The sequence below is a fragment of the Paenalicyclobacillus cellulosilyticus genome (assembly GCF_014647315.1).
GTDB lineage: Bacteria > Bacillota > Bacilli > Alicyclobacillales > Alicyclobacillaceae > Alicyclobacillus_J > Alicyclobacillus_J cellulosilyticus.
In genome coordinates, this window is the sequence record NZ_BMOY01000010.1 from 39,128 (window position 1) to 61,415 (window position 22,288).

Annotated in this window: 21 protein-coding genes; 2 read left to right on the forward strand and 19 right to left on the reverse strand. The window is 62.2% G+C overall.

Annotation, left to right across the window (positions count from 1 at the left end; translation table 11 throughout):
- Nucleotides 1–21: 21 nt before the first annotated feature.
- From iolB to IEX97_RS04780, 12 genes are all read right to left on the reverse strand, one after another.
- Nucleotides 22–822, reverse strand: a complete 801-nt coding sequence (gene iolB, locus IEX97_RS04725; protein WP_188881441.1) for a 5-deoxy-glucuronate isomerase — start codon at nucleotides 820–822, stop codon at nucleotides 22–24.
- 42 nt (nucleotides 823–864) lie between these two features.
- Complete coding sequence (locus IEX97_RS04730; protein WP_188881442.1) at nucleotides 865–2,028, reverse strand: Gfo/Idh/MocA family protein; 1,164 nt, start codon at nucleotides 2,026–2,028, stop codon at nucleotides 865–867.
- Nucleotides 2,029–2,329: 301 nt separating this feature from the next.
- Nucleotides 2,330–3,529, reverse strand: a complete 1,200-nt coding sequence (locus tag IEX97_RS04735; protein WP_188881443.1) for an ROK family transcriptional regulator — start codon at nucleotides 3,527–3,529, stop codon at nucleotides 2,330–2,332.
- Between the two features lie 26 nt (nucleotides 3,530–3,555).
- A complete protein-coding gene (locus IEX97_RS04740) occupies nucleotides 3,556–4,485 on the reverse strand; it encodes a fumarylacetoacetate hydrolase family protein (protein WP_229776400.1) in 930 nt (309 codons plus the stop codon).
- 29 nt (nucleotides 4,486–4,514) lie between these two features.
- Nucleotides 4,515–5,771, reverse strand: coding sequence for an alpha-L-fucosidase (locus tag IEX97_RS04745; RefSeq protein WP_188881476.1), 1,257 nt, complete (start codon nucleotides 5,769–5,771; stop codon nucleotides 4,515–4,517).
- Between the two features lie 149 nt (nucleotides 5,772–5,920).
- Nucleotides 5,921–6,901, reverse strand: coding sequence for an aldo/keto reductase (locus IEX97_RS04750; protein ID WP_188881445.1), 981 nt, complete (start codon nucleotides 6,899–6,901; stop codon nucleotides 5,921–5,923).
- An 85-nt stretch (nucleotides 6,902–6,986) separates the two neighbouring features.
- Complete coding sequence (gene rbsD, locus IEX97_RS04755) at nucleotides 6,987–7,373, reverse strand: D-ribose pyranase (protein WP_188881446.1); 387 nt, start codon at nucleotides 7,371–7,373, stop codon at nucleotides 6,987–6,989.
- Nucleotides 7,370–7,564, reverse strand: coding sequence for a hypothetical protein (locus IEX97_RS04760; protein WP_188881447.1), 195 nt, complete (start codon nucleotides 7,562–7,564; stop codon nucleotides 7,370–7,372). The genes rbsD and IEX97_RS04760 overlap by 4 nt, the downstream gene beginning before the upstream one ends.
- Nucleotides 7,565–7,664: 100 nt before the next feature.
- Nucleotides 7,665–8,432: an SDR family NAD(P)-dependent oxidoreductase gene (locus tag IEX97_RS04765; RefSeq protein ID WP_188881448.1), complete on the reverse strand. Its 768-nt coding sequence runs from the start codon at nucleotides 8,430–8,432 to the stop codon at nucleotides 7,665–7,667.
- A gap of 30 nt (nucleotides 8,433–8,462) precedes the next feature.
- Complete coding sequence (locus tag IEX97_RS04770) at nucleotides 8,463–9,479, reverse strand: zinc-binding alcohol dehydrogenase family protein (protein ID WP_188881449.1); 1,017 nt, start codon at nucleotides 9,477–9,479, stop codon at nucleotides 8,463–8,465.
- Nucleotides 9,476–10,774, reverse strand: a complete 1,299-nt coding sequence (locus tag IEX97_RS04775) for a glycoside hydrolase family 27 protein (protein ID WP_188881477.1) — start codon at nucleotides 10,772–10,774, stop codon at nucleotides 9,476–9,478. Before IEX97_RS04775 ends, IEX97_RS04770 begins: the two co-directional genes overlap by 4 nt.
- A 55-nt stretch (nucleotides 10,775–10,829) precedes the next feature.
- Complete coding sequence (locus tag IEX97_RS04780; RefSeq protein WP_229776402.1) at nucleotides 10,830–12,278, reverse strand: alpha-L-fucosidase; 1,449 nt, start codon at nucleotides 12,276–12,278, stop codon at nucleotides 10,830–10,832.
- A 270-nt stretch (nucleotides 12,279–12,548) separates the two neighbouring features.
- Between IEX97_RS04780 and IEX97_RS04785 the strand changes: the two genes are divergently transcribed.
- Complete coding sequence (locus IEX97_RS04785) at nucleotides 12,549–13,214, forward strand: DsbA family protein (protein ID WP_188881451.1); 666 nt, start codon at nucleotides 12,549–12,551, stop codon at nucleotides 13,212–13,214.
- Nucleotides 13,211–13,732, forward strand: a complete 522-nt coding sequence (locus IEX97_RS04790; protein WP_188881452.1) for a disulfide bond formation protein B — start codon at nucleotides 13,211–13,213, stop codon at nucleotides 13,730–13,732. Before IEX97_RS04785 ends, IEX97_RS04790 begins: the two co-directional genes overlap by 4 nt.
- 192 nt (nucleotides 13,733–13,924) lie before the next feature.
- On the opposite strand, the gene leuD is transcribed toward IEX97_RS04790, so the two are convergent.
- The 7 genes from leuD to ilvB form a co-directional block, all read right to left on the reverse strand.
- Entirely contained in the window at nucleotides 13,925–14,539 is a 615-nt protein-coding gene (gene leuD, locus IEX97_RS04795) for a 3-isopropylmalate dehydratase small subunit (RefSeq protein ID WP_188881453.1), read from the reverse strand.
- Nucleotides 14,517–16,073, reverse strand: coding sequence for a 3-isopropylmalate dehydratase large subunit (gene leuC, locus IEX97_RS04800; RefSeq protein WP_229776404.1), 1,557 nt, complete (start codon nucleotides 16,071–16,073; stop codon nucleotides 14,517–14,519). The genes leuD and leuC overlap by 23 nt, the downstream gene beginning before the upstream one ends.
- Before the next feature lie 27 nt (nucleotides 16,074–16,100).
- Entirely contained in the window at nucleotides 16,101–17,195 is a 1,095-nt protein-coding gene (gene leuB, locus IEX97_RS04805; RefSeq protein WP_188881454.1) for a 3-isopropylmalate dehydrogenase, read from the reverse strand.
- Nucleotides 17,188–18,741 (reverse strand): 2-isopropylmalate synthase, encoded by a 1,554-nt coding sequence (locus IEX97_RS04810; protein ID WP_188881455.1) that lies wholly within the window; start codon nucleotides 18,739–18,741, stop codon nucleotides 17,188–17,190. Before IEX97_RS04810 ends, leuB begins: the two co-directional genes overlap by 8 nt.
- A gap of 18 nt (nucleotides 18,742–18,759) precedes the next feature.
- Nucleotides 18,760–19,764 (reverse strand): ketol-acid reductoisomerase, encoded by a 1,005-nt coding sequence (gene ilvC, locus IEX97_RS04815; protein WP_188881456.1) that lies wholly within the window; start codon nucleotides 19,762–19,764, stop codon nucleotides 18,760–18,762.
- A gap of 222 nt (nucleotides 19,765–19,986) precedes the next feature.
- Nucleotides 19,987–20,517: an acetolactate synthase small subunit gene (ilvN, locus tag IEX97_RS04820; RefSeq protein ID WP_188881457.1), complete on the reverse strand. Its 531-nt coding sequence runs from the start codon at nucleotides 20,515–20,517 to the stop codon at nucleotides 19,987–19,989.
- Complete coding sequence (gene ilvB, locus IEX97_RS04825; RefSeq protein ID WP_188881459.1) at nucleotides 20,514–22,238, reverse strand: acetolactate synthase large subunit; 1,725 nt, start codon at nucleotides 22,236–22,238, stop codon at nucleotides 20,514–20,516. Before ilvB ends, ilvN begins: the two co-directional genes overlap by 4 nt.
- Nucleotides 22,239–22,288 lie beyond the last annotated feature (50 nt).

Consider the following 22,288-nt stretch of genomic DNA (forward strand, 5'->3'; position numbering starts at 1 on the left):
GGCGGCATGTCCGGGGCGGTCTCACACCTGTTTGACCCATGCGTGCGCCGGATCGTCGTGCGGGATCATCACCCGGTCCGTCTCGCCAGCCATCAGCCACAAGTAGTAGAGTTCATAACCCCCCGCCGCGCAGACCGGATGATACCCATGCGGGATGAGGAACACATCGCCGTGCCGGACCGCGTGCGCCTCATCGAGCGACCGGTCTGCGGTGTAGATGTGCTGCAGGCCAAACCCTTGCCGCGGGCGGAGACGGTAATAATATACCTCTTCCATGCATGCTTCCACACCAGGCTGGTAGGTGTCGTGCTTGTGCGGGGGATAGCTGGACCAATTCCCCGGCGGATTGAACGTCTCGCCGACGATGATCCGGTGTACGCGCCCCTCCGCGTTGGCCACCACGATGTCGTGCACCGACCGCCGCCAATTGTCCCGCCCCACCTCCCGCGCCTGCACGTCCTGCGGCGTGACCAAAAACGGTTCATAACGCACCGGCGCCGGCGTTCGGCATACGGCGAGCTCCAGCACGCCGTCACCCTCGTTGTGCACGGTGTACTGGGTCGCGCGCGGGACGTAGACGGCGGTCGCCCGTTCGGTGAACACATCCTGACGGCTGAGGCCCGAAAACGTCCAACCGTCCACCTGCACATTCGCCCGGCCGGACAACAACACGAGCACCGCCTCGTCTTCGCCGGTCTCCGCCGTGAACGCCTCGCCGGCCGGCAAGGTGAGCGTCCCGAAGCGCAACAGGCGCAGCACGCCGTTGTCCGGGCCCACCACCTCGCGGTATCCGATATGAGGAACGTGACGAATCAGCAGCATCTGCGTTCACCCCTTCGCCGCCAGTGCGCGGGCGGCATCCAATCAAAACGACCGCTCGATGTCGAGCGTCCGCGCCGGTCCGGCCGGTTTCTTGTACTTGGAGTTCCGGATGCGCTCCTGCAGGTGGTGATAATACAAGTCCTCATCCACCGGGATCTCGACCCAGTCGTCCGTCCAGGCCGACAGGTGCATGGCATTGGCAAGCTCGAGGGCGCGGATGCCTTCCTCGCCAGGTGCCAAAAGCGGTGTCCCGTGCAGGATGGCGCTCACCCAGTTGGCGGTAATCCCCTTGTGGCCGGTCTCCGTGCCCTGGATGGGGATCTCGCACTTCCAGCACTCCGGCTGCCCGAATCCGCCGCGGTACTCCCGGTTGAACTGCCGCTCCGGCACCCGCAGCCGCCAGAACGTCAGCTTCCCGTCCTCAATCACGATCTTCCCGCGGTCGCCGGACAACTCGAACCGGTTGGTCCCCGGCGCCTCGCCCGTCGAGGTGATGAACACGCCGGTCGCCCCGTTCTCATACTCCACGTACGCCGTCACGTCATCTTCGACCTCGATGTCGTGCCACTTGCCAAAGCCGCAGAACGCCCGCACCCGCTTCGGCAGCTGGCCCAACGTCCATTGCCACAAATCGAGCTGGTGGGGGTCTTGGTTCGCGAGCACCCCGCCCCCTTCGCCTGCCCAGGTGGCGCGCCAGCCGCCGGAATCGTAATAGCTCTGCGACCGGTACCAGTTGGTGATGATCCAGATGGTGCGCTTGAGCTCACCCAGTTCGCCGCTCTGGATCAGGTCGCGCAGCTTTTGGTAGAGCGGATTGGTGCGCTGGTTGAACATGATGCCGAACACCTTGCCGCTCTCCGCCGCCACCCGGTTCATCTCGCGTACCTGTTTGGTATAGACGCCGGCCGGCTTCTCAATCAGCACATGCAGGCCGCGCCGTAACGCCGCGATGGCGAGTGGCGGGTGGTCGTAGTGCGGGACCGCAATCATCACCCCGTCGACGAGCCCGGAGTCCATGAGCGCCTCCGGGTGCTCAAACCGCGCCACGCCTTCTCCCAGGTTGGCACGCGCCCATGCCAGGCGGTCCGGATTGGTGTCGCACACCGCGGTCAAACGAGCGCCCGGCACCTCCCCGCGCGCCAGGTAGGTGGCATGTCCCGTCCCCATATTGCCGATCCCGATGATGCCAATGCGAACCTCTTCCATCCGGCATCTCCTTTCTTCCCTGCACCGCCGCGCCGGACGCAGCGCCTTGCATGCGGCCGCGCGGACCTGGTGCGACTCCTCGCGTTCAGCGTAGCAAGGCTAGTTTAAGAAAACAAACGAATTGGGCACATCGGACGATCCGCCTGCTCCGCTTTGCAAAGCCGCATGCCGCGCAAACGCCTGCGATCTCGTTCCCGCGTTCGTTCATCTCTGCCGTGCGCCGTGGTGCGGATTTCGTCCTCCTGTGTGCACCAGATCGACGGTCCTGCCGGATGCGTGCCGGGAGCGTGCCGGGATGGTTCTAGGCGCGCGCCCCTTGGCGCACCAGGCTCTCCAGATAGCCGTGAATGCCGAGCGACGCGGCCCCCACCACGGCGGTGTTGTGTCCGTTCGGGACGAACACCACCGCGAGGTGTTCACGCAATTCCGGAGAGCAACGCGCCGCGATGACCTCGGTCACCACCGGCCGCAGCCACGGCTCCGCGCGCGCCATGTCGTTGCCGATGAGCACCGCTTGCGGATTCAGGATGTTCACGATGTTCGCCAACCCAATGCCGAGGTACCGGCCCACCTTGGCCAGCGCGTCCGCCGCCCACACCTCACCCGCGGCGGCCGCCGCCATCACGTGATCGAGCACGGATGGGTGATACGCGGGCAACTCGCCGGCGACGTACGGTTGTACCCACCGGTAGAGCGCTTTCAACGACCCGTACATTTCCCAGCAGCCGTTTGAACCGCACGAGCAAGGCAGGCCGTCCGGCTCGACCACCATGTGGCCAATCTCCCCGGCGAACCCGTCCGCACCGCGCTGAAGCTCTCCGTTCATGACGATGCCCGCCCCGATGCCGGTCGAAACGCTGATGTAGACAAAATGATCCCATGCGCGGCCCGCACCGACCAGTTTTTCACCAAACGCCGACACGTTGGCGGAGTTGTCGACAAACACCGGGACGGAAAAACGCTCGCGCAAGTACCGCTTGAGCTCGACGTGATGGAGGTCCATGTTCGGCGTGAACAGCACGGCTCCGCGCCGGTCATCGACCAACCCCGGCAACCCAATCCCGATGGCGACCACACCGCGCGGCGTCTTCGCCGCGGCCGCCATCGCTTCCTCCATCATGCGTGTCATTTCCTGTAAGATCTGCGCCTGGCGCACGTCGGTGAGCGCTCGCTCCGCCTCGTGCACCACGCGGCCCTCGAGATCGGTCACGGCGAGACGAACGCGATCGACATTCAACACCACGCCAATCACGTAAGCGCTGTCCGCCAGGAAGCGCAACAACACCGGCCGCCGGCCGACCGCCGAAGCCGCGCACCCGGCTTCGGCGACGATGCCTTTGCGGATGAGATCGCTGACCACCATCGACACCGTGGCCTTGTTCAGCCGGCTGATGGCGGCCAATTCGGTGCGCGAGATGGGGTAGCGCGTGCGGATGAGGTTCAGGATGGTCCGCTTGTTCCGTTCCCGGGCGATGGTGGTGTCCGTCGAGTTCCTCGGCATCTCGCCCCCTCCTGTTCTTCCAGCCTTCAGATCTGCTCGCGCGCCAACCGGTTGGTCAACCGTCCCAGCCCCTCAATCTCCACCGTCACCTCATCCCCCGCGTCGAGCCAGCGTTGCCGCTCGGGCGGGTAGCCGAGAATGACCCCTTCGGGTGTCCCGGTGAGAATCAGGTCGCCCGGCTCGAGGGTCATGTATTGCGACACATAATGGACCAACTCGGCGCACGAGAACACCATGTCGGCGGTGTTGGAATCCTGCCGCAGCTCGCCGTTGACAAAGCAACGGATGGAAAGCGCATTCGGGTCGGGCACCTCATCGGCGGTGACCAGGTACGGGCCGATGGGGCAGAACCCGTCACACGTCTTGCCGAGCAGCCACTGGCTGGTGCGAAACTGCAGATCCCTTGCCGACAGGTCGTTCGCGTTGCAGTATCCGAACACGGCATAAAGCGCCTCTTCCCGGGACAGGTGCTTGGCCCGCCGCCCGATGACGATGCACAACTCCGCCTCATAATCGAGCTTTTGCGCAGAAAGCGGCGCGTAAATCGTCTCACCGTGCGCGGCCAAGGCATTGGCGTATTTCGGGAACAAGACCGGCGTCTCCGGCACCGGCATGTTCGACTCGGCAGCATGCCGCCGGTAGTTGAGTCCGACGCAGAGGATCTTGCCGGGTGCAGGCACGCACGGGCCGAAGCGGACGGCGTGCTCGGCGAGCCAAACGTCTTCCCAAACCGCGGCGGTTTCCGCCAACGCGCGCAAACGCGCCAGTCCGTCGGACTGCGACCACACCGCCTCCAGTGTCGTCGGTGCAGGGATGCCCGCCCGCGCGGCGGCGGCAGCCACGTCGAGCACCCGGCCGCCCTCGGCCACACCGAGCTGCCACGCACCGCGCGCCGGCACTACACCCGCGCTGTGTTCACCGCGATCGACCGCTTGCTGAAACATCAACAGCTTCACTGCGCTCCCTCCTGCTCGACATGTCCTGGTTACTCCACGAGTTCCAACTCGATCACGGTGTCGATCTCGTCCGGCAGCCCGGCACCGGGCAAGGTTACAAACGCGTCATCCGCATACTCGGTGGCGTTCCACGGCCGCTCCAGCCGAAGCTCGGAACCATCCGCCAAGAGGCGCGCCCGCTTCACCTTCCCCGCCAAACCGCGGAAGTTGACGGGCCCTATCGGCCGGTCGAACACATGCGCGTACAGGCGGTTGCCCTTTTGCGTATAGCGGCCCCACTCGGGTTTCGGCAGGTCGGCGCGGCCGCAGCCGTAGATGCTCTCGCCGTTGGCTCTCATCCATCGCCCCACCTCCGATAGAATCTCGAGCGAAGGCTGCGGGATCTCCCCTTTGGCGTTCGGACCCACGTTGAGCAACAGGTTGCCGCCCTTGCTCACGCACTCCACCAGGGCGCGCACCACCTGCTTCGGGGTTTTGTAATCGTTGTCCGCCGCACAATACCCCCAGTGGTGGTTGAGCGTGATGCACGCCTCCCACGGAATCGGTTGACCCAGCTCATTCGTCACGCCCTCCGGCGGGATGATCTGCTCCGGGGACGCGAAATCGCCGGCGTACGGCTCGGGGTGCGCGCTGCGGATGTTCCCGCCCAACCGGTTGTCGATGATGATGTGCGGCTGCAGTTCCCGCACCATCCGCACCAGATCGGTCGCCCGCCACGCCTCCCCCGCCATCTCGCCGTACGAGAAATCGAACCACATGATGTCGATCCGGCCGTAGTTCGTCAGCAGCTCCCGCACCTGGCCGTGCAGGTAAGCGACGTAGCGGGAGAAGTCGTGCTTGCGGTCGCGAAACGCCGGGTTGTCGCGCATCGGGTGGTGCGGATCGCCGTACGCCGGGTAATCGGGGTGATGCCAGTCGAGGAGCGAGTAATACAAGCCCACCTTCAACCCCTCCGCCCGGAACGCTTCGACGTATTCCCGGATGAGGTCCCGGCCGGCGGGCGTGTTGGTCGCCTTGTAATCGGTCAGCGCGCTGTCGAAGAGGCAGAACCCGTCGTGGTGTTTGGCGGTCATCACCGCGTACTTTTGCCCGGCCGCCTTCGCCGCTTTGGCCCATTCCCGCGGCTGGTAACGGGTTGGATTGAATGCTTCAAAATAGGGCCGATAGTCTTCGACGCTCAACCGCTCCTGGCTGCGCACCCACTCCCCCCGCGCCGGGATAGCGTACAACCCCCAGTGGATGAACATCCCGAACCGGGCGTCCAAAAACCACCCCATTCGTTCCATATCGGTGGCATATGTGCCGTGCGCCACGGACTCATCCCCCCTCGCTCATGCACACTGGCTTGGCGCCAGCGCGGAGAAAATGTGTCCCTGCGGCGGCTTCCCCGCCACAGGGACGCACTTCTTTCCGGCAAGGCCGCCGGGCGTCCGTCTCACCACGCGTACGCCTCGGGCGCCGGACCGCCGGGACCCGGGAAGATTTCGTCGAGGCGCTTCATCACCTCGGCGTCGAGCTTCACTTCGACCGCGCGCAGGGAACGCTCCAGTTGCTCCACCGTGCGCGGCCCGATGATGGGCGCGGTCACCGCCGGATTGGCGAGCAGCCATGCCAACGCCACCACGTCCTCACGCTCGCCGATCTCCCGGCACAGCTTGCTGAACGCTTCGAGCTGCGGCCGGTACTTCTGGCGCGCACCCTCTTGCTCGTACGTGCGCGTCCCCGGCTGCGGATGGAGGGCGGAACCGCCGAGCAGACCGCCGGCAAGCGGGCTCCAGGGGATCACGCCGATGCCGAGGTCCTGCGCCGCCGGCAACACCTCCAACTCCGGCCAGCGGCACAACAGATGATACTTGTGCTGTTCCGAAACCAAGCCCAGAAAATGGCGCTCCTTCGCGGCCGCCTGCGCTTTGACCAGGTGCCATCCCGCGAAGTTGCTGGCGCCCACGTAGCCAATCTTACCCTGATACACCGCGATCTCGAACGCTTCCCACAGCTCGTCCCACGTGACGTTCCGGTCCACGTGGTGCATCTGGTACAGCTCGATGTGGTCCGTCTGCAGCCGGCGCAGCGACGCGTCCAGGTGCCGCCGAATCTTGAACGCGGACAGGCCCCGTTCGCCGTTTGGGCCATCATTGGGGTCCATGCCGTCACCGTACACCTTGGTGGCCAACACCACCTTCTCGCGGCGGCCGCCGCCCTGCGCGAACCAGCGGCCGATGATCTCCTCGGTCCAGCCGCGGTGCTCCACGCCGCCGTAGACGTTGGCGGTATCGAAAAAGTTGATGCCAAAGTCGAGCGCCGCGTCCATGATGCGAAACGCTTCTTTCTCCTCCGTCTTCGGCCCGAAGTTCATCGTGCCCAGGCACAGACGGCTCACTTTCAGACCGGAACGGCCAAGATAGGTGTACTCCATGTCCACGCCTCCTTGCACTCGGTTTGGATAGTGTGCTGGCTGGGCGGTGAAGTCATAAAATTCACCCAACACCTCCCCATTCTACTCAACCGGAGACAATGATCAAATTCGCGTACGGACAGGTGTCGCCGGTGCGCACCACCGCCTTGCCCTGGGCGGCAAGCCGTTTCAACTCCAGGTGCGGCACCGACTCGATGTTCATACTCGGGAACTCGCGACGGATGACCTCGTAGCGCCCCGGGCTCACCATCCTCATCTCATCGCTCACGATGATACGGTCCACGGAAAACTCCCGCTCGACCGCCCGCAACACATCGAGCACCGTCGGCACGTCGTCGACGAGCGCCAAGTCAATCCGCTCCACGTGCGCGGGCACCGGAAAGCCGCGATCGCAGACGGTGAAGTAGTCGGTGTGCCCTGTACGGGCGAGGAGAGACAACAGTTGGGGATGCAGGATGCCGGACTTTTTCATCGCGCGGGTTCTCCTCCCACGTACGCCCGCCGCTGCTCCAACGTGATGCGTTCGCTGAGCGAGGGCAGCGGCCGCTTGAGATAGCACACCGCCTGGCCGTCCTGCACGATCACGGTCACCAACTCCCATCCCTGCTCCCCGCGCGCAGCCAGTTCACCCGGCGTGCACGTGGTGTATTCCCACTTCGTCATCCAGGCCGCCCCCCTCCGTGTATGGCTTGGTGAACTGCGGTGAACTGTAGTGCACCCATGGTCCGGCGTGCTTTGACATGCCAAGCATCACAAAATAAGACTACTTCCCAGCCGTCACGCCGCCGTCGACCACCAGCCCGGCACCGTAGACAAACTTCGCCTCGTCGGAAGCCAGGTACAGAGCGGCGTACGCCACGTCCTCCGGCGTGCCCAACTCCCCGGTCAACTGGCGCTTCTTGATGGCGGCCAGCGCTTCCTCCGGGTCGGCGTACGAGTGGCGCAGGTAGTTTTCGACAAACGGTGTGTAGATGGTGCCCGGGAGCAGCGCGTTCACACGGATGCCGTAGGGCGCGTAGTCAACCTGCATCGACTTCGTCAAGGAGTAGACCGCCCCCTTGGATGCCGCGTATCCCGCACGCAGCGCCAGGCCGGTCGTCGCGATGCACGACGACATGTTGATGATGACCCCGCTTCGCTGCGCCATCATGTGCGGAACCACCGCCTTGGCGACCAGGTACACCCCCTTGACGTTCACAGCCATGACCTGATCCCAGACCGCCTCGTCGATTTCGTGCAGCATACCCACGCAACCGATGCCGGCGTTGTTGAACAATATATCGATGCGGCCGAAGGTGGCGAGCGCCTGTTCGACCATCGCCTCCACCTGCGCCCAGTTCGTCACGTCCACGGGGATGAACACCGCCTCCCCGCCACCGGCCACAATGTCGTGTGCGACCCGTTCCCCGTTCTCTCGATGAACATCCGCCACCACCACCTTGGCGCCTTCCCGCGCGAACAGCTTCGCCGTCGCTTCGCCAATCCCCGAACCAGCACCCGTGATGATGGCGACCTTATCTGCGACGCGCACCATCCATCCCCCTCTCGTTGCATCCGCGAGCTAGGAACACAGCTGGATAACCGCCTTGATCACGCATGCTTTTCGGTTTATCCAATCCGCAAACGTGTCGATGAAATCGTCAAACGCCACACGATGCGTAATATAACGGTTTACGTCCACAAATCCTTTTGCCACAGCGTGGAGTACAAGTTCAAAATCTTCCCTGGTCGCATTTCGACTACCCATTAAGGTTAATTCACGCTTGTGCAACTCCGGATCGGACACACGAATTTCTCCGTTGACCAATCCCACGTAGACCAATGTCCCGCCGTGGGCGACCGCTTGGATGGCCGCCGCCATCGACTCGGCGTTGCCCGTAGCATCAAACACCACCCACGGAAACTCTCCGTTCGTCAACGCCGCGAGTGTTTCCCATGGCCGCATGCGTGCATCCACCGTCGCATCCACACGCGCAAATGCGTGACACACCTCTAGCCGTGCATGGTCGATGTCCATGGCAATGACCCTTGCCCCTCGTTGTTTTGCAAACAACATGGTGCCCAACCCGATTGGACCTGCACCGATGACCAATGCGGTTTGTCCGGCGGCAAGCCCCGATCTTCGCACGGCATGCGCCCCGATGCTGAGCGGTTCCAGAATGACCGACTGCTCAAGTGAGAATCCATTCGTTCGAATCAAATGGGAAGTTGGAACCGTGATGAACTCTGCCATGCCACCGTCGGCATGGACGCCAAGCACGCGCATGTTTACACAACAATTCGTCTTTCCATTTCGGCACGCAACACACGTACCGCAATGCAAGTAGGGGATGACGGCCACTTGATCGCCGACGCTGAGGTCTGAATCGGAATCCATTTCTTCAATGACACCAGCCAGTTCATGTCCGAGAACGCGAGGATACGTGAAATAGGGTTGATTCCCGTGAAAGGCATGGATGTCTGTACCGCATATCCCAATACGCAGAATCCTGACCAGAGCCTCTCCGGGTTGCCTGGTCGGGATGGGAACATCCTTCTTGACGAACCGTTTTGGTTCTTGACAGACAATGCATTTCATATGCTTGCCTCCGTGGAGGATAACTTGTACAACACTGCCCCATGCGCCGGAATCTTCGGTTCCAGACCGTCCGTCCTTTCTCCCAAATCTTCCCGCGCCCATAGGTCTCGTACCCAAAACCGACCTGAGGCCACACCAAGTTCCGGGAACGATACATCGATGGTGGCCGGAACATCCGAGAGGTTAAACAACGCCACGTAGATGTCACCGCTCGGCGCATACGCCATCCAACACACCCTGTCCTCGTCACGGTATACTTGGCGATTGCCGTAACTCTGCCTGTGAACGGTCAGGACCTCCTCGTTGGTGAGCAACGACCATGTCCACGCATCGTTGTCGCGCAGCTCTCCGCCAAAAAACAGCGGCGAGCGAAAGATGACCCACAGGGTCATCAACGTGACCTGCTCATCTTTCGTAAATCGCGTCCAGCGGTCACCGCCAGCGTCCACATTTCGGATTCCGATATGTCCTAACGGAAGCATGTCCGCATCAGGCCAATGACCAGGTCCTGAATGAACCATCCACTTCTCACACCGCTCGAACATGGCGCGCAACAGATGCCAATCGTCCCAAAAATCATCGGTCATCCGCCACATATTGGCGTGCTTCCGGAAGAGCTCCGCGTATTCCAAAGGTGCCGGACCAGGTGAAAGACTCAGCACCATGGGCCTGCCATTTTTATCGATGGCCCTGCGGATCATGCGAATCTCATCAGGATGACAATCGTATAATCGTGACGCCGCGATATCGTCCACCTTGACAAAGTCAACCCCCCATTCGGCATACAGAGCAAACAAGGAATCGTAGTAGGCCTGGGCGCCTTCCTTGTGCGCGTCCACTCCGTACATGTCCGTATTCCACGGACAAATGGAGTTCGTATGCGCGATATCCCTTGCCCGCTTATCCGTACCAAGAATCGGTGTATTGGCATGGACGGCTTGCCGCGGAATCCCGCGCATGATATGAATCCCAAACTTGAGTCCCAGACTGTGTACATAATCCGCGAGGGGACGAAATCCCTGACCTTTCGCGGCCGACGGAAATCGTTCCGGGGCGGGGAGCAAACGTGAATATTCATCCATCACCAACGGCGCAAACGCATGATACTTGGATGAATCCGCGCTTGGTTCATACCACTGAATATCGACGACCACGTACTCCCAACCAAACGGTTTTAAATATCTCGCCATGTATTCCGCGTTTCCGCGCACCTCATCCTCCGTCACACTGGCCCCGTAACAATCCCAACTATTCCAACCCATCGGAGGAGTCCACGCCAATTGGAAATGTTTCAATCCCATCCCCGCTTTCCGTGTGGATGTGAAACGGCTTTCCGAAGGCTCCGATTTTTCATCTGCGTTGTTCTGCAGCGGGAATAATCCGCAAAGCAAACGCATTCCCTGCCGGACGTTGTTCCGGTAAATCAATCACGAGCCCTTGCTTCTCTCGCCGCCATGTGACAGACGCATGTGAACCCACCCATTCAACCCTGCCAATCTCGCCAGGATACAGCGCAATCCCATCTGCGAGCGAACGAATCACCAATTGTCCGTTGCTCGGCCATCCCAACGCAATGGCATACAAAATCTCACCTCGCGTGGTAAACCGAATATCTTCGCTTGTAAACGTAGCACGCTTGGTGTCGTTGAAACTCCCCCCTACCACCTTGGTTGGCCCTTCACCGTATACCTTCCATGGACGCGTACCATAAATGGCTTCACCATAGACAGCTAACCAATCACCAATTTTTGTTAAAATCTGCATCTCCGGCTCAGGAATGGTGCCGTCTGGTCTCGGTCCAATATTTAAGAGCAGCGCACCGTTCTTACTGACAATATCCACAAGATCGCCAATCAGCGATTCTGCGCTCTTGTAATCTTGCCCTTGTACATAACCCCACGAGTTCTTGGCAACAGATGTGTCTGTTTGCCAAAATCGCGGATGAATATCCGCAAACTGACCGCGTTCAATGTCATAAACGGCAGTTCCTTCAGGGAAGGCCTGGTTTTTATAGTTGATGACGACACCTCTCTGCCATTGCGCTGCGCGATTGTAATAATACGCAGCAAACATCTGCAAATAAGGTTGAAATACCGGTTGCTCAATCCACCAATCAAACCACACGATTTGCGGCTGATATTTATCCACAAGCTCACAGGTCCGCAACAGCCAGTCGTCAAGGAATTCTTCATTCGGAGGCAGTGTCTCAGGTTGCGCTGGCCCATACAATCCAGCAAAACGCGCGTCTTGAACATCTGAAGGAAACTTCATACCTCCGTTGAAGAACCACCAGTGTTCCGCTCGGTGGCTCGATACGCCGAACACCAGGCCTTGACGACGGACAGCGTCCGCAAGCTCGCCAATGATGTCCCGTTTTGGCCCCATCTTCACCGCATTCCATTCAGAGTAACTGCAATCATACATGGCAAAACCGTCATGGTGCTCGGCCACAGGGACAACGAACTGGGCTCCCGCCCTTCGAAATATACCTGCCCATTCATTCGGATCGAATTTCTCCGCTCGAAATAACGGAATGAAATCTTTATAACCGAATTCAGTATGTGGGCCGTAGGTTTCGCGATGATGGTGATACTCCCGCGAACCTTCGATGTACATGTTGCGAGGATACCATTCATTTGCAAACGCTGGAACCGAATATACACCCCAATGGATAAAAATCCCGAATTTCGCATCCTGATACCATTGCGGGATTTGATACCCCTGCAGCGACTCCCAGTTCGCCGCGAAAGGGCCTTGCTGAATCACCTCCAAAACAGCTCGTTTGTGTTGCAGGTACATCGTCTCACGCCTCTCTTTCCATAAAAAGATTGCAAGACCGATTCTTCCGAACGGATGGCTATCCATGAATGCTCAATCATCATTGTACTTCTTCATCCACTTTCATCAATGTTCAGTTCATTCATGGAGCCGATCCCCAAGCATTTTGATATACTGTCCATATCGAGTGGCCGACGCCCTTTGTGCTGCTGTTGGCGCAGCAGCAGAAGGAGTGGCATTTCTTGCCCGTGCCACGCAAACAAGGTCGCACGAGGAAGCGGAAACAGATCCATGTCACACACCCGAACGCTCTTCTTGGCCACGCTCGGCGCGGCCATCGCCTTGTTCACGGCCATCGTCACGTGGGATGTCCTGCACCAGCGCGGCATCCGCATGCAACAATCGCTGGCAGCGAAAAACCTGAGCGTGGCCGATCACCCTCGGCTCGGGTCAGCCGGCGCGCCGGTGACCATTCTGGAATTCGCGGATTTCAAATGCACGTCATGCAAATACTGGCAAACTCACGTCCTGCCTGTGCTCTGGCGGGACGCGATTCGGCCAGGAAAGGCCAAGCTCTATTTTTTCGCCTTCCCCATCATCAACAAGGACTCGTTCACGGCGGCCGAAGCTGCTTACAGCGTGTACCGGCAGCGCCCGGCTGCGTTTTGGACGTTCGCCGACGCGCTCTACCGCCATCAGCAAGCTGAGGCGGCCATCTGGGCCACACCGTCCTTTCTCGCCCGGCTCATCGCGGCCGATGTGCCCGGTGTCGACGCAAGGCAGGTGTTGCGCGACTTGGCCGATGGGCGGGAGCGCACAAGCGTGGAACGCGATCTCGCCGCAGGCGAGAGACTGGGCGTGAACGCGACGCCCAGCGTGTTCGTCAACGGCCAACCGGTGCCCGACCCGCTCGACGCCTCACAGATTGAATCCATGATCAAGGCGGCGATGCGATGAAACGTCAAGCTGCGCCTTCGCAAGCGAATGCCACCGGGTCACCGTCCGAGAACGGCGTGCATCCGGCACACCCGCGCGCGGCGTGCCGGACATGGCTGTACCTCGCCTGGGTGACGTCGCTCGCGGCCACGCTCGGCAGCCTCTTTCTGAGCCTCGTGCTCGGCGCGGTGCCGTGCACGCTCTGCTGGTACCAACGGATCTGCATGTTTCCACTGCCGGTGATGCTCGGTATCGCCGTGTACCACGACGACGCGGGCGTCACCCGGTACGCACTGCCCCTCGCGCTCGGCGGTGCGGCCATCGCCCTGACGCAGTGGCTCGAACAGCTCATCCCCGGTTTGGGGCGTGTGATCCCGTGTGCTCCGCAGACGCCATGCACATCCGATCCGCTTCACCTTTTCGGCTTCATCCGCGTCCCGCTGCTCTCGCTGCTGGCGTTCGTCATTATCGCGGGATGCCTGGATCGCGTACGGCGCACAGAACGCCTCCGTCCGCGTGCATCCCGGCCCTCCGCATGATGCAAGCCATCTCTCCGAAGGCCGCTCGCGCGAAGCACCACGTGCGCAAGCTTCTCGTCGTACCGCACCATGCAAAAGCCACAAAAAAAGCGCAGGAGCCATCCGCGGGGGCCAACTCACACCGAGCCTCCCCAATGAACGGACAGCTCCTGCGCTTGTTCACCGTGTACCCTCGTTCACCGCGAACCCTGTTCAGCCTGCGAATTCTGCCGCATGGGGGAACGACTTGCGCCGCTCCTCATACGCGGCGATGGCCGCCTCGTGCTTCAACGTGACGCCGATGTCGTCGAGCCCTTCCATCAGCAGCTGCCGGCGGTATGGGTCAATCTGAAAGGGAATGGTCAAGCCGGCGTCGTCGGTGATCACCTGTTGTTCCAAGTCCACCGTCAGGCGATACCCCTCTTGCCGCGCCCGCTCGAACAGGGTATCGATGTCGGCCGCCGGAAGGACAATGGGCAGGATCCCGTTCTTGTAACAGTTGTTATGAAAGATGTCCGCAAACGACGGGGCCAGAATGACCCGGAACCCGTAGTCGAGCAAGGCCCACGCCGCGTGTTCCCGCGACGAACCGCACCCGAAGTTGTCGCGGGTCAAGAGGATGGTCGCGCCCTGGAACCGCGGCTGGTTCAACTCAAAATCCGGATTGAGCGACCCGTCCGGCAGGTACCGCCAGTCGTAGAACAGGAACTGGCCGAACCCGGACCGCTCAATCCGCTTCAAGAACTGCTTCGGGATGATCTGGTCGGTATCGACGTTGACGCGGTCGAGCACCGCGACCAAGCCGTTATGCCGAATGAGCGGCTCCAAGCGAATCCCCTCCTTCCGGAAGTGCGACCTTGCCGTCGAGCAGCTCGCGCACGTCGACGAAACGGCCGGCGATGGCAGCCGCGGCGGCCATGGCCGGGCTCACCAGGTGCGTGCGCGCGCCGCGCCCTTGCCGCCCTTCGAAGTTGCGGTTCGACGTGGACGCACACCGCTCGCCGGGCGGGACAAAGTCCGGATTCATGGCCAAGCACATGCTGCACCCCGGATCGCGCCACTCGAACCCGGCTTCGATGAAGACCTTGTCCAAGCCTTCCTTCTCCGCCTGCGCCTTCACATGCTTCGATCCGGGTACGACGATGGCGCGCACGCCCGGTGCGACCTTGCGGCCTTTGGCGACGCGCGCGGCGGCACGCAGGTCCTCGATGCGCGCGTTGGTGCACGAGCCGATGAACACGTGCTGGATCTTGATGTCGGTGATCTTCATCCCGGGTGTAAGACCCATGTACGCAAGCGCCTGGCGCGCCGCTTTGCGCTCCACTTCCGTCGGGAAGGAATCGGGATCCGGCACGACGTCGTGGATGCCGACGCACATGCCGGGGTTGGTCCCCCACGTGACCTGCGGCACGAGCGATGAGACGTCGAACGTCAGCACCTTGTCGTACACAGCGCCCTCGTCGGTCGCGAGCTGTTTCCACGCTTCCACGGCGCGATCGAACGCCTCGCCCTTGGGCGCAAACCGGCGGCCGCGCAAGTAAGCGAACGTCTTCTCGTCCGGCTGCACCAAGCCGGCGCGTGCTCCGGCCTCGATGGTCATGTTGCAGACGGTCATGCGCTCTTCCATACTCATGTCGCGAACGACCGGGCCGGCGAACTCGATGACATACCCGGTGCCGAATCCGACGCCGTATTTCGCGATGACGCCGAGGATGATGTCTTTGGCGGTGATCCCCGGATGGCGCTCGCCGTAAATCTCCACCTTCATCGTCTTCGGACGCGCCTGCCAGAGACACTGGGTCGCCAGCACGTGCTCCACCTCGCTCGTGCCGATGCCGAACGCCAACGCGCCGAATGCGCCGTGGGTGGAGGTATGGCTGTCGCCGCACACGATGGTCTTGCCCGGCAGCGTGAGACCCAATTCCGGCCCGATGACGTGCACAATTCCCTGGTCCGGGCTCTCCAGGTCCGCGAGCGGAATGCCGAACTCACGGCAATTTTGAATCAGGGTCTCAATCTGCTTCTTGGCGATGGGATCGCGCACGTCAAACGGATTATCGGTCGGGACGTTGTGGTCCATCGTCGCGAACGTCAGGTCGGGCCGGCGTACCCGGCGGCCGGCGAGGCGCAAGCCTTCAAACGCCTGCGGCGAGGTGACCTCGTGGATCAGGTGCAGGTCGATGTAAAGCAGGCTGGGCTTGCCTTCCTCCGCCACGACGACGTGCGACTCCCAGATTTTATCAAACAGCGTTTTGGGCGACTGTTGCGTCACCGTCCTCACCTCGTCCTTCTGACTCAGAATGTCCGCTCCATATGTCCGCTCCATGTCCGCCCCGAAGCGGCACGTCCCCCGGCATGCCATGGCCTGCATGCCATCCCGCGGCATGCGTCAGGACAAGCATGCCCGCAGCGCAGCGCGCACCTTATCGCCCATCTCCGCCGTGGTCAACGCCGGTTCCCCCGGCCCGGCGAGATCGCGCGTGCGGTGGCCGGCGTCGAGCACCGCGCGGACGGCTGCTTCCACCGCGCGCGCCTCGTCCTCCATCCCGAGCGAATGGCGCAGCATCAGCGCCACCGACAGGATGGTGGCCAGCGGATTGGCCACGTTTTGCCCGGCGATGTCCGGCGCGGAACCATGGATGGGCTCATACAGACCCGGTCCTTCGGACCCCAGGCTGGCGGACGGCAGCATCCCGATGGACCCCGTGATCATCGCCGCCTCGTCGCTCAGGATGTCGCCGAACATGTTCTCCGTCACCAGGACGTCGAACTGGCGCGGGTTGCGGACGAGCTGCATCGCCGCGTTGTCGACCAACATGTGCACCAGCTCCACGTCAGGGTAGTCGCGGGCCACCTCTTCGGCAATCTCCCGCCACAGGCGGCTGCTCTCCAGCACGTTCGCCTTGTCCACCGAGACGAGGCGCTTGCGCCGCGCCCGCGCCAATTCAAAACCAAGGCGCAGAATGCGCCGGATCTCGTGCTCGCTGTACTGCAGCGTGTCGACCACCTCGACGCCGTCCGCCGTTTGGCGCCGGCCGCGCGGCTGGCCGAAGTACAACCCGCCCGTCAACTCGCGCAGGATGAGGATGTCGACCCCCGCCAGCACGTCCGGCTTCAGGGTGGAAGCATGGATTAAGCTCGGAAACACGGTAATCGGGCGCAAATTGGCATAGAGCCCAATCGCCTTGCGGATGCCGAGCAAACCGGTCTCCGGCCGCAGATGCGTCGGGCCTTTGTCCCACTTCGGCCCCCCGACCGCGCCGAGGAGCACCGCGTCGCTCTCCCGGCAAAGCCGCACCGTTTCGTCGGGCAACGGCGTCCCTTCTTCATCGACGGCGATCCCGCCGATTTTCCCGTAGACCAAGTCAAACCGGTGACCGCGGACCTCGGCAATCAGTTCGAGGACACGTACCGCTTCTCTGGTAATTTCCGGTCCGATGCCGTCTCCCGGCAGGACCGCAATCCGTTTTACCCCTTCACGCATGCGCAGAACTCCCCGTCGTCGTGGATTGCTCCCACTGTTGCTTCAGATGGATCCGGTTGATGGCGTCCAAATACGCCTTGGCCGAAGCGGCCAACACGTCGTTGTCGACGCCGCGGCCGTTGCCCGTCCATCCTTCCGTCTCCACCTTCACGTACACTTCCGCGAGCGAATCGCGCCCGCCCGTCGTCGACTGGATCCGGTAGTCGATGAGCTGGAGCGACGTCCCGAGCGCCCGCTCGATGGTGTTGTAGATGGCCTCCACACTGCCCTTGCCGGTCGCCGCCTCCTCGACCACCCGGCCGTCCGGGCAGCGGATGCCCACCGTCGCCGTCGTCGTGCCGTTCGTCCCGTACCACACATGCAAGAACTGCAACTCGTATTTGCTGTCGGCCGCCTGGCTGTTCATCTCCATGTACAAAGCCAGGATGTCGTCGTCGGTGATCTCTTTTTTCTTCTCCGTCAACGCCTTGAACGCGTTGAACAACTGCTCGAACTCCGCCTCGCTCAGTTCGAGCTTCAGCTCCGCGCACTTTTCGCGGAACGCGTGGCGGCCGGAGTGCTTGCCGAGGACCATCGAGTTGCTGGTCCATCCCACCATTTCCGGACGGATGATCTCGTAGGTGAGCTTGTGTTTGAGCACGCCGTCCTGGTGGATCCCCGATTCATGCGCGAACGCGTTGACGCCCACCACCGCCTTGTTCGGCGGCACCACCATGCCCGTCAGCTTGCTCACCAGCTTGCTGGTGTGGACCGTCTCGCGCAGGTTCAGGCGCGTCGTCGCCTGGTAATATTCCTTGCGAATGGCCAGCGCGACACCGACCTCTTCCAGGCTCGCGTTGCCCGCCCGCTCGCCAATCCCGTTGATGGTCCCCTCGACCTGATGGACACCCGCCTCGATGGCGGCCAACGTGTTGGCGACCGCCAACCCGAGGTCGTCGTGACAGTGCGCGGACAGCTTGACGCGGTGGATGTTCGGCACCCGCTCCAGCAGATATTGAAACATCCGCTTGTATTCGTCCGGCGTGATGTATCCCACCGTGTCCGGCAGATTGATCACGGTGGCGCCGGCGTCAATCACCCGCTCGATGATCAAAGCCAAAAAATCCCAATCACTGCGGGTGGCGTCTTCGGCCGACCACTCGATATCCGAGAAGTGCCTGGCGCCGTAACGCACCGCCGCCACCGCCGTCTCCAGCACCTGTTCCGGCGTCATGCGCAGTTTGTACTCCATGTGGATGGGCGACGTGGCGATGAACACATGCAGGCGCGGTTGCGCGGCCTCCCGGACCGCCTCCCAAACCGCATCGATGTCCCGCTCCGTCGATCTCGCCAGTCCGGCGACGACGCAGTTTTTGACGGTGCGGGCAATCTGCTGCACGGCCTGAAACTCCCCGCGGCTGGAGGCTGGAAAGCCCGCCTCCAGCACGTCGACGCCGTAGCGCTCCAGTTGATGCGCGATTTCCAGCTTCTCATGCAGGTGCAGATTGACGCCGGCCGACTGCTCACCGTCGCGCAGCGTGGTGTCGAAAATCTCTATCCTCCGCACAGATGCATCTCACCCGCCTCATTGGACTTGCTTGCGCTGCCGGATGAACGGCATCATCGCGCGCAACTGGCGGCCGACGACCTCGATGGGGTGCTCCAGTTCGCGCCGGTTGATGGCGTTGAACACCGGGCGGTTGGCCTGGTTTTCCAAGATCCAGCCCTTGGCGAACTGGCCGCTCTGAATCTCGGCCAGCAGACGGCGCATCTCCTTCTTCGTCTCCTCGGTGATGATGCGCGGCCCGGCCGTGAAGTCCCCCCATTGCGCGGTGTCGGAGATGGAATACCGCATATACTCGAGCCCGCCCTCATAGATCAGGTCGACAATCAATTTCATCTCGTGCAGGCACTCGAAATACGCGATCTCCGGCTGATAACCGGCTTCGATGAGGGTTTCAAAACCCGCCTTGATGAGTGCCGACAAGCCGCCGCACAACACCGCCTGCTCACCAAACAGGTCGGTCTCCGTCTCCTCCCGGAACGTGGTTTCGATGATGCCGGCCCTGCCTGCCCCGATGCCCTTCGCGTACGCCAACGCCAACGCCTTGGCCTGGCCGCTCGCGTCTTGGTGCACCGCGATGAGACCCGGCACGCCGCCGCCTTCCACATACACCCTGCGCACCAGGTGGCCCGGTCCCTTCGGCGCCACCATGAACACGTCGACGTCGGCCGGCGGGATGATCTGAGAGAAGTGGATGTTGAATCCGTGCGCGAAGACCAGCGCCTTGCCTGCCGTCAGCTGGGGCTCAATCTCCGCCTTGTACACGGCGGGTTGCCGCTCGTCCGGCAACAGGATCATGATGACGTCCGCCAAGCGGCTGGCTTCCGCCACAGTGTAAACCTGAAAACCGTCGTTCTCCGCCTGCTGCCAAGAGCGGCCCGGCCTGAGGCCGATGATGACATCGATCCCGCTGTCGCGCAGGTTTTGGGCGTGGGCATGGCCCTGCGACCCATAGCCGATGACGGCCACCTTCTTGTTCTGCAACGGCTCCAAGGAAATGTTGTCGTCGTAATAAATGGTCGCCATGTTCCCTCTCCCTCTGGTACCCCGAACGACAGGCAAAGCCATCGGACCGGGGCGCTGCATGCGCGCCCTGTCCGCAGCCGGGGCATGATTCGCCAGACATGATGCCAGGGCGGTTCGCCGCACAGGATGGAACCGGGCGGAACCATCACCGTGCGTCCAACATATAAAAAACATACACCGGGCACCAGCCCTGTGTCAGCTGGTGTGCCCGGCAAACCGGCATCAGAGGACGACGACGTTCGCCTTGTTCAGGCGCGCCACCTCGTTGACGGTGTCGCTGTCGCGCGTGAGCGCCGTGATGCCGGTACGCGCCAACTCCTTGATGCCGTACGGGCGCAAGAGCGCGATGAGCGCGTCGATCTTCTCCGTCCTTCCCGTCGCCTGGATGGTGAGCGACTCCCGCCCCACATCGATGATGGAGGCGCGGAACGGTTCGATGAGGCCGGTAACCTCGGCGCGCGTCTGCGGTGTCACCGCGACGCGGATGAGCACCAACTCGCGCGTCACGGTCGCCTGTTCCGTGATATCGAACACCTTGAGCACATCGATCTGCTTGTGCAGCTGCTTGATCACTTGTTCCGTCGTCCGTTCGCTGTCGACGTTGAGCACGATGGTCATGCGCGACAGCCCTTCCGTCTCCGTCGGGCCGACGGTGATGCTCTGGATGTTGATGCCGCGCTTCAAAAACAAGCCCGTGATCCGGTTCAACACGCCCATGCGGTTGTTCACGATGACAGACAGGATGCGGTTCATGGCTTGACCCCCACCATCTCATGGATTCCCTTGCCTGGCGCGACCATGGGATAGACCAGTTCGTCCGGTGTGACGCGGCAGTCTACGAGTACCGGTCCCGGGGTCGCGAGCGCCTCGCGCAGCGCCCGTTCCGCCTCCTCCTCCGTCGTCGCGAGCAACCCTTTCATATGATACGCCTCTGCCAGTTTGAGATAATCCGGCTGTACCGGCATCAGCGACTGCGAGTACCGCTCGCTGTAAAACAGCTCTTGCCACTGGCGCACCATGCCGAGCGCCGTGTTGTTGACGATGACCACCTTCACCGGCAGCTGGTATTCGGTGAGGACGATGAGCTCCTGCAGCGTCATCTGAAAACCGCCGTCGCCGAGCACCGCGAACACGCGGCTGTCGCGAGCGGCAATCTGCGCACCGATGGCCGCCGGCAGGCCGAATCCCATCGTGCCGAGGCCGCCGGACGTGACGAACCGGCGCGGTTTCTCAAACGGGTAAAACTGCGCCGCCCACATCTGGTGCTGGCCCACGTCGGTGACGATGATGGCGTCCCCCGCCGTCATCTGGTGGATCATCTCGATGAGGCGCTGCGGCTTGAGCGTCTTCCCGTCGGGCACATACCAGAGCGGAAACTCCCGCTTCAGGTTGAGCAAGTACTCGACCCAGTCCGCGTAATCCCCCGGCGTCGCATCCTCTTCCAGCAACATCTTCAGGGCCTCGCCCGCGTCGCCCACGACCGGGATGTCCGTCTCGACGTTTTTGCCGATCTCGGCCGGATCGATGTCGATGTGGGCCACCTTCGCCTGCCGCGCGAAGTGCGCCAGGTTTCCGGTCAGACGGTCGTCGAAGCGCGCCCCGATGTTGATGAGCAGGTCCGCCTCGTACATCGCCATGTTGGCCGCGTACGTCCCGTGCATGCCGCCCATCCCGAGGAACAGCGGGTGGCTGGCCGGGAACCCGCCCAAACCGAGCAGGGTGTGCACCACCGGGATGCGGACCCGTTCGACGAACTTCCGCAACCACTCGTGGGCGCCCGCGTGCAGCACACCCGCGCCGGCGAGGATGACCGGCCGCTTCGCCTGCTTGATGGCTGCGACGATCTTGCGAATCTGCAGGCGGTTGGGCACGATGGTGGGCTGATAGCCCGGAATGTGCACCGGGCGGTCGTAATCAAACAACCCCATCGCGTTGGTGATGTCTTTCGGCAGGTCGATGAGCACCGGACCGGGCCGTCCGGTCGACGCGATGTGGAACGCCTCCTTGATGGTCATCGGCAACTCCGCCACGTCGCGAACCTGGTAGTTATGCTTGGTGATGGGCATGGTGATGCCCAATGTGGACGTCTCCTGGAACGCATCGGTCCCAATCAAGTCGGTGGCGACCTGGCCCGTGATGACCACCAGCGGCAGCGAGTCCATCATGGCGTCCGCCAAGCCGGTCACCAGGTTGGTCGCGCCCGGCCCCGACGTCGCGATGACGACGCCCGGTTTGCCGCTCACGCGCGCGTACCCCTCGGCCGCATGAATGGCGCCTTGCTCGTGACGGGTGAGGATGTGTGGGATGCCGGCGTCGTACAACGCATCGTATACCGTGAGCACGGCACCTCCCGGATAACCAAAGATGACTTCCACACCTTCACGCTTCAAGGCTTCCACCAGCATCGAAGCGCCCCGGAGCACAGCGGCACCCGCTGCCGGTCCTGGACGATGCTGCGGCGTGCTCACGCTCATCTCACTTCCCCCTCCCGACACGGAACATGTTTTATGCATTATACCTCAAG